The organism is Streptomyces sp. NBC_01454 (genome assembly GCF_036227565.1).
In the GTDB taxonomy this organism is placed as follows: domain Bacteria; phylum Actinomycetota; class Actinomycetes; order Streptomycetales; family Streptomycetaceae; genus Streptomyces.
On the sequence record NZ_CP109461.1, the window covers coordinates 562,487 to 577,258 of the forward strand.

The window sequence follows — 14,772 nt, forward strand, 5'->3', positions numbered from 1 at the left end:
TGCCGATGCTCGCCCACAGCTGGGAGAAGCGGTTCACCGGCATCCGGCCGCCTGCCTCGGCCCACCAGGCCGCCGGGTAGGGCGCATCGAACGCACGGTTGCACGGCCGGAGAGGCGTTGTCAGTGGGGGGTGAGATGCTGCGGCGGTGGTCTTCCCCCGGTTCGGTCGGGGGAAGACCACCGCCGTCTGCACTGATCAGAGTTCTCCGCTCACCATGGCCCTCCGGAACATGCTCCACTCGGTGGCCGTGTACCGCAGCGGCTCCAGGTGCGGGTTCTTCGAGTCGCGGACGGCGATGCCACCTCCGGGGAGGTCGGTGATTTCGACGCAGTTGTGCTCAGGACCGCTTTCCTTCGCCTTGCGCCAGTGGGCGGCGGAGAGGTCGTACTCGTACAGCTCCGCCTTCTGTTCGCTCACTTGCGGTGCCCTTCTTCCAACTTGGTGATCCGTGCGAGTGTGTCCTCCACCGACAGGGCCGCGGCGCGGATGCGCTCGACCGCGTGGGCGAAGGGTTGCGCACCGTCGCCCTCAACGTAGGTAGCTCCGCTGAGGTTCTCCAACAGCACGACATCTGGGGTGGGGCCGGGGAAGCGGACCAGGCCGAAGCCGCCGAACATCCCCGGATGGGCGGTGGAGTCCATCGGCATGAGCTGCACCGTGACGTTCGGCAATTCCGAGACGTCGAGGAGCTTGCGCAGCTGCTCGCGCATGGTGACCGGCCGGACCTCGAAACGGGTGTGCAGGGCGGCTTCGTGGATGATCGCCCACAGCTGCAACGGGTTCCCGGGCCGGGTCAGGACCGCCTGCCGGGCCTGGCGGACCTCGGCGAGGGCGACGATCTCCTCCGACGTGCGCGTCTCGCTGGTCGCGGTCATCGTCTCGCGTGCGTACGCGGCGCTCTGCAGCAGTCCGGGGATGGCCAGCGGCGCCCACTCCCGGATGTGCTCCGCGTCGTCCTCCAGCGAGATGTAATCCGCGTACGCCGGGGAGACGACACCGCTGTAGGTCTGCCACCAGCCTTTCTTGCCCGCGTCCTTGGCGAGGTTCTCCAGCGCGGTGAAGACCTCCGGATCCGTGACGTCGTACGCCTTGAGCAGGGCGGTGACCTCGGCGGGGCGGATGTTCTGCCGGGCGTTCTCGATCTTGGAGAGCTTGGGCACCTTCCAGCCCATGGCGACGGCGGCGTCCTCGAGGGTCATGCCGGCGTCGTTGCGGAGCTTCTTCAGTGTCTGGCCCAGGCGCCGCCGGCGGACGGTGGGCTCAACAGGCTGGTGCGGCATATGCGCAGTGTCGCACCGCCCTGGGCAGCAACACGACCCAGTTCACGGGACTGCTTGGCGAGATTAGGCAGAAAGGTTGCGGCCTGCCCGCGAAAGGGTAGATGCTCGACAGCCGATGGACGCGCTCGGTCAACTAGCCGTTGCGGTGCGCTAGTTGCTCGGCGCCGTGCGGCCTCGTGCCGCGGGTTGGAGGCAGCCGTGTTGGTGGAAGGATCGACAGGGTCGTCGACGCCCGGGTTCTACCTGCAAGTCCGTCAGGCCGGGTTCGCCGTCCACATGAACGCCTCGGCCGCCCATCTGCGGTCCCTGCGCGCCCTGGCTGACAAGACCCTCTGCGCGGCCGGCCTGGGCGGGGGCATCAGCGATGCGGCCCAGCTCGTCGCCTCGGAGCTGATCGGGAACGCGGTACGGGCCTGTGGGGACCACGTCCCCCTGGTCGTGGAGGTCGACGCCGAGGAAAGCGGCGTATCGGTGAAGGTCCACGACCCCATGGGGGACCGACTGCCCAGCCGCCGCCCGATCGCGCTCGACGACGACAAGTCTGAAGGCGGGCGGGGGCTGGGGCTGGTGGACATCCTGGCACCCGGCTGGACCGTGCGCCCCACTCCGGTCGGCAAGCAGGTCGTGTGCAGACTCCCGCACTCCGAAGGAGACCTCCGTGGGTGAGACCCCGTCCGAGCAGATGCCCTTCCGGATCGCGTACGACGAGACGGCCCGACAGCTGGTCGTGTGGATGACCTACGGCAGCGGCCCCAAGCAGACCACCCGGCGCAAGGAGGTCGGATCGGTGGAGGCTCTGGCTGTCACGGTGGCCCGCCACCGCTACGAAGCGTTCCTGCAGGGCCAGCTCGCCGACGAGCTCACCCGTGCCGGCGTCGACCACCTCGGTGCGGATCCGGCCCGGCTGGAGGCCGCCGTACGCGCACTGCTGGATCCGGCCTGCTCCGTCTCGCTGAGCACCCTGCTGCACGGCCCGACACCGCCGCCCACGGCAAGCTCCCCGCCACCCTGAACCTTCGCCCCACGGCGGACAGCGATCCTGCTGCCGCACGCCTGAGCTGAATCGCGCCGCCGCAACGCCGCCCAGCCCGTGGGCTGGGCGTATCCACGTTGTCTGCCGATCGAAGGAGGGCACCATGCCCCGCTCCGCGCACACGCCAGACAGCGGCCGGATCGTCATACTCGGGGCCGGACCATGCGGTCTGTCCTGCGCCGACGAGCTGGCCCGCCTCGGCCATCGCGACTTCGTGCTGCTGGAGGCCGCCTCCGCGCCGGGAGGGCTCGCCTCCTCCGTGGTGGACGAGGCCGGCTTCACCTGGGACCTAGGCGGCCACGTGGTCTTCTCCCACTTCGGCGAGTTCGACCGGTTGCTGGCCGGGCTCTTCACCGGCGAGGAGCTGCTGCGCCACGACCGCTCCTCCTACATCCGCTACGGCGACGGATGGATGCCCTACCCCTTCCAGCAGCACCTCCATCACCTCCCGCCGAAGGACGCCGCGGCCTGCCTGCGCGACCTCCTCACAGCCCGCCCGGACGCCCGCGGGGACTCCGCGGCTCCGGCGGACTTCGCGACGTGGCTGGTCACGGTGTACGGCCAGGCCCTGGTGGACCGCTTCTTCGCCCCGTACAACACCAAGGTCTGGGCGACGCCGCTTGAGGACATGGGCTCGGCATGGGTGGCCGAGCGGTTGGCCCCCGTCGACGTCGAGGAGATCCTCGCTGCGTTCGTCGGCACCGCGGCACCCGCGCGCCGGTGGGGCCCGAACGCCACCTTCGCCTTCCCCACGTCCGGCGGCACCGGCGAGATCTGGCACCGCATCGGCGCCGGCCGCCTGCGCACCCGGGCCCGCGCGGTTGCCGTCGATCCGGCGACCCGCGCCGTCACCCTCGCCGGCGGCGAGAGGATCGGCTACGACCGCCTTGTGGCCACCGGACCGCTAGACCAACTCGCCGCCATGACAGCCACCTGCCCGGCCCCGCTCCGGAGGGCCGCCGGGAGCCTGCGGCACACCACCGTGGCCATGGTCGGCCTCGGCTATCGGACACCGACCACCGACGCGAGGTCGTGGCTGTACTTCCCGCAGCCCGACGTGCCCTTCTACCGGGCCACGAACTTCAGCAAGTACGCGCCCGCCAACGTCCCCGACGCCCAGGTGGGCGCCTACAGCGCCTGGATGACCGAGACCTCCCTCACCGCCGGCCAGGGCCTGGACCGCGATACTCTGGTCCGCTCGTGCGACCAGGCGCTTCGCCGTCACGGCCTGGTGCCTTCGCAGGCGCCGCTGGCCAGCGCCCATGTCGAGGTGATCCCGTACGCCTACCCGGTGCCCGCCCTGGGACGGGACGAGGTCCTGGCGCAGGTGATGCCGTGGATGGAAGAGCGCGACATCTACCCCCGGGGCAGGTTCGGGACCTGGCGCTACGAGATCGGCAACATGGACCACGCGGTCAAGATGGGCATCGACATCGCCCGCCGGCTGGTGAACGGAACGCGCGAGGAACTCCTGGTCTCCGCACCCTCCGGTCTCTCCGTGTCTGCGGCCCGGGTGGAGTGCCGGTCATGACCGGCACGAAGACGGCCACGGCGCTGTTCGCCGGACACCGCTTCCACGTCGTCACCGACGCCGCCTTCGACGCCGCCCAAGCGCGGTACCTTCGGGCCTTCGTCCCCGAACTCCAGCTCGCCCCATCGTGCGGGGAGGAGACGACAGTGCGGGTCCGTCGCGACGCGGGCCTCTTCCAGGACCGGATGGTCCGCGGCGCGGGCGCCGCGTCGCTGACCGTGGTGCCGTTCCGCGGCGAGCCGTACCTCCGCTGCCTGCTCGACGAGGTCACCTGGTGGCGGCCCGCCCCCGACACGCACTTACCCCCCGACCACCTCTACTCGAGGGACGCGGCGGGCAGGCAGACGGTGCTGCTGAAACCCGGGGTCGAGCGCGGCGAGCGGTACCTGATGCGCGTCGTCCGCGAGGTCGTCCTGCGGTGTTCCGAGAGCCGTGGCTGGGCCTCCTTCCACGCCGCGGCCGCCGCTCTCGACGACCGCGGCGTGCTCATCGCCGCTCCCTCCGGGGCGGGCAAGACCACCGTGCTGACCGCGCTGGCCGCCCACCACGGGGCCGACCTGATCGCCTCCGACCGGGCACTGGTGACCGCCGACGCGGGGATGGTGGCCGGGGTGCCGATCTCCGTCCGGATCGGCGGGGGCACCCTGTCCGCACTGGCCCCGCGCGAGGGCCTGCCGAGCCCGCACAACCTGTCCGGAGCCTTCGGCAGCGCCCGCAAAGCAGCCCTGACCCCACACGAGTTCGCCCGCGCCTTCTCCTCCCGCGTGCGGGAGACAGCGCCGCTGCGGCTCGTCGTCGTCCCCCGCCTCCGCGACGACGACCAGGCCCTGAGCAGTCGCATCCTCAAGTCCGCGAGGGCCCGCACCGCCCTTGCCGCCGTGTGCTGCACCCCGCACGACGAGGACTGGCTCGAGCCCTGGTTCGCCGTCCGGACCCGGCCCGCGGACGACCTGGCCGACCAGGCCGCCGCCCTCATCGACAGCCTCATCGCCACGGTGCCCGTCCTCCAGGTCACGGCCGGCGTGCACAGCCCCGGCCTGGTGGAGAAGCTCGCCGACGCGGTGACGGGGAGGCTTACGTGACTGTCAGCCGCATAGCCCTGGTCGGGCCGGTGGCCTCCGGAAAGTCGACGCTGTCCGCAGCGATCTCCGCCCACACCGCCCTGCCCCGCATCGACCTCGACGAGCTGTTCTGGGGGCCGAACTGGACACCCCTGGACACCCCCATCTTCCACAAGGGCGTCCGTGACCGCCTCGCCGGACCGGCATGGATCGCCGACGGCAACTACGGCGGCGAGGTCGCCGAGATACTCCTGGACCGCGCCGAGCTGGTCCTGTGGCTCGATCTGCCGCTGCGCGTGTGCCTGCCCCGGCTAGGGGGCGTATTGGGTTGTGATCAATTTGTGGGATTGGTCCTCGTGGCTGGGCCTGATCCGGTAGATCGTCTTGTATGACGCGGATGCAACTGACGGATAGGGAATGGGAGTTCATCGGCCCGTACCTGCCGATCGGCGAGTACGGGCCGTACCCGGAACGGCTGCGGCAGCAGTTCGAGGGTGTGATCTGGCGGTTCCGGACGGGCGGGCAGTGGCGGGAGATGCCGCAGGAGTTCGGCGCCTGGCCGACCGTCCACAACCGCTTCCGCCAGTGGCGTGATGCAGGTGTCTTCGAAGCCCTGCTGGAGGGTCTGATCACGGAAGCCGCCAAACGGGGCGGGGTGGACTTGTCCCTGGTCAGCGTGGACTCCACCACCGTGCGGGCCCACCATGACGCTGCCGGGATGCACCTCGGCCCGGACGTCATCACCGCCCTGGAGAAGGCGGCCGTCGAGGAGGAGAAGGCCCGGCAAAAGGGGGCGGCCCGGAAGGACAAGACGGGCGGGAAGCCGAATACGACCCGGGGCAGGCAGAGCGGCGCCGAATCCGACGCCGACACAAACTCCGCCTGAAAGCCGCTCTGCTCGGACGCTCCAGGGGCGGGCAGACCAGCAAGATCCACCTCGCCGCCGACCGCGGGTGCCGCCCGCTGGCGTTCATCCTGACCGCGGGGCAGGCTGCGGACAGCCCGCAGTTCGTCCCCGTGCTCGAGAAGGTACGGGTCCGTGGGCCCGTCGGTCGCCCCCGCATCAGGCCCGGTGCAGTCGCCGGGGACAAGGCCTATTCATCCCGCGGCAACCGTTCCCATCTGCGTAAACGCCGCATCAGGGCAGTCATCCCGGAGAAGAGGGACCAGGCCGCCAACCGCAAGAGGAAGGGCCGCAGGGGCGGCCGGCCCGTCAGTCACGACACTGATCTCTACAAGGAGCGGAACACCGTCGAGCGCCTGATCAACAAGCTGAAGGCCTGGCGAGGCATCGCCACACGCTTCGACAAAACGCCCGAGAGCTACCTCGCCGGCCTCCACCTTCGAGCCTCAATGATCTGGATCAAGGACCTCACCCAGACCACTCCTTGATCACGACCAAATACGCGGCCTAGTCAACCGCTCGCTGCGCCGGGCCGCCACCCGCGAGGAGCTGTTCGCCGGAAACCGGGAGAGCTACCGCCACCTGCTGGCTGCGGACTCCATCCTGCGCTGGGGCCCGATGCACCACCACCGTCACCGCCGCCGCTGGTCCGCCCGCCTCCACCCCGACCACACGCCCGGCCTGACGGTGGTGCGCATCGACCGGCCCGCCGCCATCACCCCGCAGCTGCGCCGGCTCGGCCTGCTGCCCGCAACAGGAAGGGGACGCGCGTGATCGCCTCCGTCGTCCGCGTGCCCTGGCACACCGCCCACGGCGGCTACGACCGCCTCCTGGACCACCTGCCCGAAGTCCGCCGCATCACCACGCCCCGCCACCCGAATGCGAGACGAGCCTTCACGGCCGCCCACCGTGTACTCGGCCCCCGCTGCCCGCTGCCGTTCTACCCGCCCGAGCACTTCGCCACCGACCTTCGCGTCCTCGCCTCCCGCCAGCCGGCGCACGTCCTATACGGGGACGAACAGTTCTGGTTCTCCCGCCACCGCACCGGCCCGACCGCCGTCACCTACCACCAGCCGCCCGACCAGCTCGCCCGGCTACTGCCGATCAAGGTCTGGCGGTCCCTGGCCCCGCAGGCCGAACAGATCATCGTCCTCGACCCTTACCAGCAGGCGTTCTTCTGCGACCTGCTCCCGGCCCAGCGGGTGCATCTGGTGCCACACGGCATCGACACCGCCGCCTTCACCCCCGCCGACGCACCCCTGCAGCCCGGCCGGCCGCTGGTGCTGACCGTCGGCTGGTGGCTGCGCGACTTCCACACCCTCGACGCCGTCCACGACCTGCTGCACCGCCGCCACGGCCAGGACATCGAGCTGACCGTCGTCACCCGGCAGGCCGCCTCGCGCCCCTGGCACCCGGCCGCCCGCATCCTGGAAGGGATCAGCGAACAGGAGCTGATCGCCCTGTACCGGCGGGCGGCGTTCCTGCTGCTGCCCCTGACCGGGGCGAGCGCCAACAACGCCCTGCTGGAAGCCCTCGCCTGCGGTACCCCGGCCGTCGTCACGGACATCGGCGGCATCCGGCACTACGCCGACGAGGGCCCGGCTGCCGTCCATGTCCCGCCCGGCGACGCGGCGGCCGCAGCCGACGCCGCCGACAAGCTCCTCGCCGAGCTGGGCACCGCCGACCACACCGTACGGCGTGCGGCGGCCCGCGCGCGTGCCGAGTTCTTCGCTTGGCCGCGGGTCGCCGACGACGTGCGCGCCGTCTATCAGCTGTTGGGGGAAGCGTGAGCGCCGCCCAGGTGTGGTTGGACGTCGTGGTGCCGGTTCTCGTGACCGGGCTGCTGGTCCGCGCGGTCTGGGCCGCCCTCGCGGTCGAGGCGAGTGCGCGGTGGCTGCTGTCCACCCGCGCGCACCGCCCCGCCGACGTGGACGAACAGGCGCCTTGGCTGGTGGTGTTGCTGCCGATGCTCCGCGAGCAGGCTGTCGCCGCCGAGTCGATCGCCGCGTTCACCGGCCTCGACTACCCCGCCAGCCGCGCGGCCGTCGCGGTCATCACCACCGAACGCGAGCACACCGCCCGCGCTCAGCACCGCGTCCGCCTGCCGGAGCTCGCCGCGCTGCCCACGCTGACGGCAGCCGAGCTGCGGGGCCTGTTCCCCGCCTCGCGCTGCCGCGCCGTTGCCGAGCACGTGAATGCCACCCCGTGCGGCGAACGCCTGGCGGTGCTGACCAAGCTGTTCGACGCCGAGCCGAGCACCGCCGACATCGTGACCGCCCTGACCGCCAGTCACCTGCAGGGGCTGCCGCTGGTGCACCTGCACCAGCCCGACGTCGGCGGGCGAAAGCCCGGACAGCTCAACTTCGCCCTCGACCATCTGCCCGACGTACTCGGTCCGCTCGGCTGGCGCGAGGACGCCCACGTCCACGACACCTTCGTCCTGGTGTACGACGCCGATGCAGTCCCCGACCGGGCCACCCTGACCGCCTTCACCGACGCCGCCGCCGAACACCGGTCGTCTACCGGCCGGATGCCAGCACTGATCCAGCAGCAGCGGCTCCCGCTGCTGACCCGCCGCCCCTTCCCGCGCGGCCTGGCCGGCCTGCTGCTGACCGAGGAGTGGGTGTACCAACTGCGGCGCTCCCTCGGCATCGAACTTGCCCGCGTACGCCTCCACCAGTGGCTCACACGCTCCCGGCTCCCGGAGACGGTCCGGGTGTGGCTGCGGCCGATGGTCTACGCCGTCGGCTGCGGCATGGCCGTCCACCTCCCCGCCCTGCGCCGGCTCGGCGGCTTCCCCGAACCGATGGAAGACCTCGGCAGCGGACACCGACTCTCCCTCCTCGGCGCCGACTTCGCACCGTCCGCCGCCCTGGTCCTGGACGAGCCCTACACCGACACCACCGGACTGACCAACCTCCACGCGATCGCGTTCACCGCCTCCGCCCGACCTGACCGCCACGCCCGAGCCGTCGCCCAGCTGCCCAGCGGCCTCTCCCGCCCGGCCAGGACCGCCCTGATGCTGCGGGAGTGGGCGGACGAAGCCGCCTGGCTCCTCGGCGCCCCGCTGATGGCCGCCGCCGTAGCCAGCGCCTGGTGGGCCGGCCCCTGGTGGGCCGGGCTCGCAGTCGTCGGTGTCCTGTTGCACGGGCCCGTCACCACCGCCCGGCTGCTCGCCCTGGCACCGGCCCTGCACCACCGGGTCACCCCGCCCGCCACCACCGGACCACCGTCCCGCTCTACTGCAGCGCGGCCGATCGCGCTCGTCGCCGCCAGCCCCCTCCAGCCCTTCGTCCGGCTGGTCGGGCCCTGGCGGCTGATCTGCGCCAAGACCACTGGACGCCGCCTCGGCTTCGGTAAGACTGAACGCTGAACCGCCCCAACCCTTGATCACGAGTGGGAGCTACCTGTGACTGAACCCGCTACCGCGACCGTCCGCAACGCGGCCAAGGCCGTCGTTCTGAACGACGGCCGCGTCCTGCTCCAGCGCGCCCACTGGGAGGGACAGGACTGCTACTTCCTGCCCGGCGGCGGCCAGCACCCCGGCGAGACCCTCGGCACCACGGTCCGCCGCGAGGTCCTCGAGGAGACCGGCCTGGACGTCACACCCGAGCGTCTGCTGTGGCTGCGCGAGTACATCGGCGCCAACCACGGCGGCGCCCCCGAAGACCACCGGGTCGAAGCGATCTTCCTGTGCCGGCCCGAGGGCGACCCGGACAAGCTTGGCGGCCACGCCGAAGACGACGTGCAGACCGGACTGGAATGGGTGGAGCTGGAGAAGGTGCCCGGCCTCAACCTGCTGCCCCACGGCCTGCGCACCCTGATCGCCGACCTCACCCACGGCGAGCCCCCCACCCGCTATCTCGGCGACATCGCCTGACGCCGTGTCGAGGATCGACGGCCGCGTCCCCGACGGCGCCACCGAAATCACCACCGGCCAGGCAAACCGCGTCTGGTACATCGGCGGACGCGAGCCGTACGTCCTCAAGCACTACAGCGACCCCGCCCGTGCCGCCAACGAAGCCGCCGCCCTCCGACTCCTCACCCACCATCACGCCCCCAGCCCCCGCCTGCTCCACGCCGATGTGGAGGGACAGCCGGCCTGGACCGCGCAGAGCGCCGTCCAGGCCCAGCCTGGCCCCGCCGAACAGTTCCTGGATGACCTCGCCGGCCCGCTCGCCGCAGTTCACGCCATCGGCGGAACCCACTTCGGGCGTCTCGCCGGAGCCACCCGCCACCCCACCTGGCGCGACTACCTCCACGACCGCCTGAACCTCTACACGGCCACAACACCCGATCTCGCTACCGCTGCGGCAGCCCTCCGCCGAGACCTCGACCGAGTGAACCTCGACATCGAGCCGCGCCTGCTCCACCACGACCTCCAACCCGGACACCTCGTCCGCACCACAGACGGTCTGCAGCTCCTGCTGGACTGGGAACTCGCCGCCTTCGGTGACCCGATCTCCGACCGCGCCCGCCTCGCCGTACGCCTATGCCTGCTCTCGCCGCAGGCCGTACTCGCCCCCGGGGCCGCTCCAGCTGCCCATCAGCGCCTGGACCTGTACTGGCGCCTCCACCTCCTCGCCGATGCGGCCCTGGCCACGGACCCAGCAGTCCGCGCACACGCCCTGTCCCTCACTGCTCGACCGCCCCGCCGCGCACAATGACTTGCAGATCTTGACCAACCGGAGGCTGGCATGGACGGCAAATGGCTCGTCGACTTCTTCAACAGGCCGGCTCGCTACCCGCATCACATCGTCCGCGGGGACGGGTCACTGGATCCGGTGCACATCGGGGACCTTAATCGCGTCATCGAAGCGGTGAGCCGGCTCATAGACCAGCTGAAGATCCCCGAGTTCGCCATTCGATCGGAGAACTGGTCCGGCCTGATCGTGGTGTACGGCATGGACGAACCGGAGTCTCGAGGCCGGCTGCGCGATGCCCTGGAGAAGGATGGGTTCACGGTGACGGTGCGGTGCAACGAATACGGCACCTCGCTGGAGGTCCACCCCCCGAAGGTCGACCTGATCATGACCAGGTACGACCTAATCGTGAATGTGATCGCTGAGGTACTACCGGAGGCGGCGACCATCACCGATCTTCAGGACGGCGTCACACAGCGTCTCGGCCACCCGGTGCCAACCGGTCTGCTTCGCACGCAGATAGAGATCTTCAACATGTCGCTGATGATGCGACGGAAGGGGACCGAGCCGGCCGAGTCGACGGTCCCCGAGGGCCTGGTGACTGCTGCCTTCGAGAGCGATGTGATCCCGCCGCTGTGTACGCGGTTGCCGTGAGCCGCTTCGTAGCGTGTTTGAGGCAGATTTCCGATGACCCTCCGCAAAAAATGAGTTGATCCGGGTGCGACCCAGCCAGCAGATGCGCGATCTCGGCGTCGTTCAATACGGCGCGCCCATCCTGGGTGAGCCGGCTCGCTACTTTGCACTCCCTGACGAGCGGGAGACCGCGGGTACCGTCGTCGGCCAACTCCTCGACGCTATGGAACGCATCCGCCGCGCGCACGACTTCTCCGGCAAGGGCCTGGGCGTGGCCGCCCCACAGATCGGCATCGGCCGGGCCGCAGCGGTCATCCAGCGCCCTGGGGCCGACCCCATCGTGCTGCTCAACCCCGTCATCACCGCCGCCTCCGCGGAGATGGACGAGAAGTTCGAAGGGTGCCTGTCACTCTTCGACGTGCGCGTCCCGGTTCCCCGGCCGTTGCGGATCACGGTGGAGACGGTGACGCCGGACGGCAGTGCGGCGACTGCGGTCTACGAACGCGGCGAGGCGCGGCTCATCGCGCACGAGATCGATCACCTTGACGGTCTCGTCCTGCTGAACCGCATGCGGCCCGGCGTGAAGCCGGTCCCCGTCGAGGAGTACCGCAAGAGGCCCGAAGCCACCGGTAGGGCCTGGTCGTACGAGTAGAGGAGAGGCAGCACGATCGTGGGTAGGCACGCCCGCCCAGGACCGCCGGACCAACCGTCCCGTGCGGTCCCGAGCATCGACCCCGACGATCTGCTCGCCCCGTATCACCGGCGCAGGCGCGCACCGATGGACGTCTACCGTCGGCACCGGCCCGTCGGCGGCGGGGCCAGCCACGTGCGGCCCGAGGAACCGCGGGTTCTGGAGTCCTGGGACGGCTTCGCGTACCTACCCGAAGGCACCGCGCCGAACCTCGCGGCCGCGCAAGCCTGGGCGGCCGCGGGCCGGCGCAGGGCGGGTAGGCCATCGGCTCGATCGCCCCGTGGGGATCTGGGCGAAAACGGCCTCTCCACGGACGGGAATCCGGATCATGGAGGGGTGGAGGACTGGTACGACTGCAGCGACCCGGCCGAACTGCGCATCCGCCTCGATGTGGCGCTCGAGGAGAACGCCGAACTACGCGCGGAGCTCGCCGAGGTGCGCGCCGAGAACCTGCGCCTGCGCAGCCGCCCGGGAGTTCCCGCAGCCGACGCGCCGCGGGCGCTGCCACCGGTCCCCGAGCCTCCCGCACCGGTCATTACGGAAGGCGGGCACGGGCTGCCGTACGCGGACGCGACCTCCGGCACGGAGGCAAAGATCGCGCTGTTCCGGGCCCTGTTCGCCGGCCGCGAGGATGTCTACGCCACCCGGTGGGTGAGCGCGAAGACGGGCCGGACGGGCTGGAGCCCCGCAGAGGACAACCCGTTCGCAAAGAACAAGAACGATGCCGAGCGGGTGTTCTGGCCGCTGACCGACAGAGCCGTCTACAACCACCTCTCCCGCCCCGAGCCCGGCGCCCGGGAGACCCACCTGGGGCTGTACCCACTGCTGGCAGACGACACCTGCCGCCTCCTTGCCGTCGACTTCGACGGCAAGGACGGCAGCGACTGGCGCGGCGACGCGGCCGCCTACGCCTCCGCCTGCCACGACGCCGGTGTCCCCGCCCTGCTCGAGGTCTCCCGCTCCGGGGCCGGCGCCCACGTATGGACCTTCTTCACCGCCCCCGTCGCCGCGTTCACCGCCCGCACGCTGGGGATGGCGCTGCTGCGCCGGGCGATCGACGTCCGCGGACAGATGACGCTGTCCAGCTACGACCGGCTCTTCCCCGCCCAGGACCTACTGCCGACGAACGCCAAGGGCAACGCCCGGTTCGGCAACCTGATCGCGCTCCCGCTGCAGGGGGCTTCCCGACTCAAGGGCACCACGGTGTTCTGCGACCCGCAGACCTGGGAGCCGTACCCCGACCAGTTCGCCCGCCTGTCCCAGGTCGAGCGGCTCTCCCCGACCCAAGTCGAGGCGCTCGTCGGCAAGCTCGGCGAGGTCAAGGCGGGCCCGTCGGCGACCGCGCCGGTCCTGCCGCCCAAGCCCCGGCGGCGCGCTCTGGGCAAAGCCCCCGAGGTCGTCGAGGCGCGCTTGTCGGCGATGCTCGCGATCTCAACCAAGGGCCTACCGACAGCCTTGGTCGCCGCGCTCAAGCACACGGCGTCGTTCCACAACCCGGAGTTCTACCGCCGCCAGAGCCAGCGGTACTCCACCTGGGACACCCCGCGCCTAGTCTGCTCCTTCGACGCCACCGACCCGGACTGGATCAAGCTGCCGCGCGGCCTGCGCGATGAAGCGGCCCAGCTCATCGCCGTCGCCGGCGGCACGCTCACGGTCACCAGCGAACTCCCGGACGTCGAGCCGATCAACGCCCGCTTCACCGGCGAGCTGACCGACGTGCAGGCCCGCGCGGTCGACGCGGTCACGGACCACACCAGCGGGGTGCTCGTAGCGCCGCCGGGCTCGGGCAAGACGGTCATGGCCTGCGCGCTGATCGCCCACCACGAGACGCCCACCGCGATCATCGTCAACCGCTCCGAGCTGCTGTCCCAGTGGCAGGACCGCCTGGCCACATTCCTCGAACTCGACGAGGGCCGCGTCGGTTCCCTGGGAGCGGGCAAGGACCGCCGCGGCCACGTGGTCGACCTGATCATGCTCCAGACGCTCAGCCACCGCGACGCCCCAGACGGCCTGCTGAACGGCTACGGCCTGGTGGTCGTCGACGAGTGCCACGCCGTGGGCGCACAGGGCGCCGAAGCCGCGATCCGCAAGGCCCGCGCCCCACGCTGGATCGGCCTGTCGGCAACCCCATACCGGGCGGATCAGATGGATCCGCTGATCACCATGCAGTGCGGACCCATCCGGCACGAGATCGCCGACACCAGCACCTTCACCAAGCACCTCATCGTCCACCCCACCCCGTTCACCACCGACGAGCCAGGCAACGACGGAGCCTCCTTCCAGGCGATCTACACCGAACTCGCCGCGAACTCCGACCGCAACACCCAGATCGCTGCCGACATCGCCGACGCCGCCCGGCGCGGACGATGCAGCCTGGCCCTGACCAACCGCGTCGAACACCTCCACCAACTCGCCACCGCCCTCGCCACACACGGCATCGAACCCCTGCTCCTGCACGGCGGCATGCCGCCGGCCGAACGGGCCCGCGTCCGCGCCCGCCTGACCGACGAGGCGACTACCCCGCTGGTGCTGCTGGCCATCGACAAGCTCGCCGGCGAGGGCTTCGACGCCCCCAAGCTCGACACCCTGTTCCTCACCAGCCCGATCTCCTTCAAGGGACGCGTGATCCAGCAGGTCGGCCGGATCATGCGCAACACCGAGTCGAAGAAGTCCCACGTCGAGGCGCACGACTACATCGACGCGGACGTGCCCTGGCTGGAACGCATGCACCACAAGCGGCGCCGCATCCTCGAACGCCGCGGCTTCACCGCCACCACCCCCGAGAACCTGCCCCAGCCGCCCGCCTACCACCCCGTTGTCCCCGCACGCCGCCGACCAGAGCCCTCACGAACCGCGACGAGACCGCCGGTGGCCGAGGTGCGGCGGTGGGCCAAGGACCAGGGCATGGACGTGCTACCGCGAGGCCGACTCCGCAGCGACATCTGGGACACCTGGCATGAGGCCCATCCCCAGGCACAGCCGGTCAGCTGATCCG

15 protein-coding genes and 2 pseudogenes are annotated in these 14,772 nt (G+C 70.9%); 15 read left to right on the forward strand and 2 right to left on the reverse strand.

Annotated features, from left to right (window positions below; translation table 11 throughout):
* Window positions 1–196: 196 nt before the first annotated feature.
* Both OIU81_RS39365 and OIU81_RS39370 read right to left on the reverse strand, forming a co-directional pair.
* A complete protein-coding gene (locus tag OIU81_RS39365; protein WP_329142999.1) occupies window positions 197–418 on the reverse strand; it encodes a DUF397 domain-containing protein in 222 nt (73 codons plus the stop codon).
* Window positions 415–1,281, reverse strand: a complete 867-nt coding sequence (locus tag OIU81_RS39370) for a helix-turn-helix domain-containing protein (RefSeq protein WP_329142997.1) — start codon at window positions 1,279–1,281, stop codon at window positions 415–417. Before OIU81_RS39370 ends, OIU81_RS39365 begins: the two co-directional genes overlap by 4 nt.
* 204 nt (window positions 1,282–1,485) lie before the next feature.
* On the opposite strand from OIU81_RS39370, the gene OIU81_RS39375 reads away from it, so the two are divergent.
* From OIU81_RS39375 to OIU81_RS39440, 15 genes and pseudogenes are all read left to right on the forward strand, one after another.
* Window positions 1,486–1,947: an ATP-binding protein gene (locus OIU81_RS39375; protein WP_329142995.1), complete on the forward strand. Its 462-nt coding sequence runs from the start codon at window positions 1,486–1,488 to the stop codon at window positions 1,945–1,947.
* Entirely contained in the window at window positions 1,940–2,293 is a 354-nt protein-coding gene (locus OIU81_RS39380) for a hypothetical protein (RefSeq protein WP_329142993.1), read from the forward strand. The genes OIU81_RS39375 and OIU81_RS39380 overlap by 8 nt, the downstream gene beginning before the upstream one ends.
* A gap of 124 nt (window positions 2,294–2,417) precedes the next feature.
* On the forward strand, window positions 2,418–3,845 hold the full coding sequence (locus OIU81_RS39385; protein ID WP_329142991.1) for a protoporphyrinogen/coproporphyrinogen oxidase: 1,428 nt from the start codon (window positions 2,418–2,420) through the stop codon (window positions 3,843–3,845).
* Entirely contained in the window at window positions 3,842–4,927 is a 1,086-nt protein-coding gene (locus tag OIU81_RS39390; protein ID WP_329142989.1) for a hypothetical protein, read from the forward strand. Before OIU81_RS39385 ends, OIU81_RS39390 begins: the two co-directional genes overlap by 4 nt.
* On the forward strand, window positions 4,924–5,298 hold the full coding sequence (locus tag OIU81_RS39395; RefSeq protein WP_329142987.1) for a hypothetical protein: 375 nt from the start codon (window positions 4,924–4,926) through the stop codon (window positions 5,296–5,298). The genes OIU81_RS39390 and OIU81_RS39395 overlap by 4 nt, the downstream gene beginning before the upstream one ends.
* Window positions 5,295–6,298: pseudogene (locus tag OIU81_RS39400) on the forward strand (IS5 family transposase). The gene OIU81_RS39395 and the pseudogene OIU81_RS39400 overlap by 4 nt, the downstream one beginning before the upstream one ends.
* A 130-nt stretch (window positions 6,299–6,428) precedes the next feature.
* Entirely contained in the window at window positions 6,429–6,584 is a 156-nt protein-coding gene (locus tag OIU81_RS39405; RefSeq protein ID WP_329142985.1) for a hypothetical protein, read from the forward strand.
* Window positions 6,581–7,600: a glycosyltransferase family 4 protein gene (locus OIU81_RS39410; RefSeq protein ID WP_329142983.1), complete on the forward strand. Its 1,020-nt coding sequence runs from the start codon at window positions 6,581–6,583 to the stop codon at window positions 7,598–7,600. The genes OIU81_RS39405 and OIU81_RS39410 overlap by 4 nt, the downstream gene beginning before the upstream one ends.
* A complete protein-coding gene (locus tag OIU81_RS39415) occupies window positions 7,597–9,183 on the forward strand; it encodes a hypothetical protein (protein ID WP_329142981.1) in 1,587 nt (528 codons plus the stop codon). Before OIU81_RS39410 ends, OIU81_RS39415 begins: the two co-directional genes overlap by 4 nt.
* A 36-nt stretch (window positions 9,184–9,219) precedes the next feature.
* Entirely contained in the window at window positions 9,220–9,690 is a 471-nt protein-coding gene (locus tag OIU81_RS39420; protein WP_329142979.1) for an NUDIX domain-containing protein, read from the forward strand.
* Window positions 9,691–9,694: 4 nt separating this feature from the next.
* Window positions 9,695–10,477, forward strand: coding sequence for a phosphotransferase family protein (locus tag OIU81_RS39425; RefSeq protein ID WP_329142977.1), 783 nt, complete (start codon window positions 9,695–9,697; stop codon window positions 10,475–10,477).
* Window positions 10,478–10,507: 30 nt separating this feature from the next.
* On the forward strand, window positions 10,508–11,107 hold the full coding sequence (locus OIU81_RS39430) for a hypothetical protein (protein ID WP_329142976.1): 600 nt from the start codon (window positions 10,508–10,510) through the stop codon (window positions 11,105–11,107).
* 64 nt (window positions 11,108–11,171) lie between these two features.
* Window positions 11,172–11,738 carry a peptide deformylase gene (locus tag OIU81_RS39435; protein WP_329142975.1) on the forward strand — a complete coding sequence of 189 codons (567 nt, stop codon included), beginning with the start codon at window positions 11,172–11,174 and terminating at the stop codon, window positions 11,736–11,738.
* Between the two features lie 126 nt (window positions 11,739–11,864).
* Window positions 11,865–12,038: pseudogene (locus OIU81_RS42635) on the forward strand (DUF6087 family protein); the annotation flags it as partial.
* Between the two features lie 75 nt (window positions 12,039–12,113).
* Window positions 12,114–14,768: a TOTE conflict system archaeo-eukaryotic primase domain-containing protein gene (locus OIU81_RS39440; protein WP_329154842.1), complete on the forward strand. Its 2,655-nt coding sequence runs from the start codon at window positions 12,114–12,116 to the stop codon at window positions 14,766–14,768.
* Window positions 14,769–14,772: the final 4 nt, after the last annotated feature.